This is a genomic window from Staphylococcus pseudoxylosus, assembly GCF_003697915.1.
GTDB lineage: Bacteria > Bacillota > Bacilli > Staphylococcales > Staphylococcaceae > Staphylococcus > Staphylococcus pseudoxylosus.
In genome coordinates, this window is record NZ_RCVN01000056.1 from 1 (window position 1) to 646 (window position 646).

Below are 646 nucleotides of genomic sequence, written 5' to 3' on the forward strand. Positions count from 1 at the left end.
TGTAAAGCCGACACCTGCAACCATCATTAAAGTTTTTACTGTATCTTTCATTTTGTTCTCCTCTATTTATAACTCTATTCTATCAAATTGCTTTTACTTTATCAAATATTAACTGTTTTTAACCATAAATAATTTCTCATTTTCTTTTTTGCTTCTTCCACTTTGGAGAGTGCTGCGCGCTTTGTCAAAAGAATATACAGCTTCAAAGCGTTCATCTGAAATTGAATAACTTGAAATTATCACGATGTTATTTTTAGCCATTACAAATGCCCAGTCATAAAATTCTTGACTATCGAATTGATTAATATAACCTTTTTGGTGACTTTCTTCATAAGGTGGGTCAAGATATAGAATAGCTCCAGAAACATCACTAAAAGCGTGATAACTTTTGCTTGTAGCTTTTATTTTATTTAATTTTTGAAGTTGTTGAATTCGTTGAAGTTGTTCAAGTCGTTCAAGTTGTTGAAGTCGTTGAATTTGTTGAAATTGTTTGTACTTTTCAATCGATCTCTTATATGTTTTGGTCTGTTTATAACCACTAAAAACGTCATGCTTTTCAATTATTTCTTTAGCTAGATTATATTTTAAATCTGAAATTTCTTTAGAATATAAATAATCTCTCTTTTTATTACCGAAAGAGTTAATC

Annotated in this window: 2 protein-coding genes; both read right to left on the reverse strand. The window is 29.1% G+C overall.

The genetic code is table 11. From position 1 onward, the window contains the following. Positions 1 to 51: DUF7186 family protein (locus D9V42_RS15715; RefSeq protein ID WP_425275811.1), on the reverse strand; the 51-nt coding region annotated here is incomplete at its 3' end. Positions 52 to 108: 57 nt separating this feature from the next. Then, the coding region (locus D9V42_RS15175) for a hypothetical protein (protein WP_208639095.1) at positions 109 to 646 on the reverse strand (538 nt) is incomplete at its 5' end.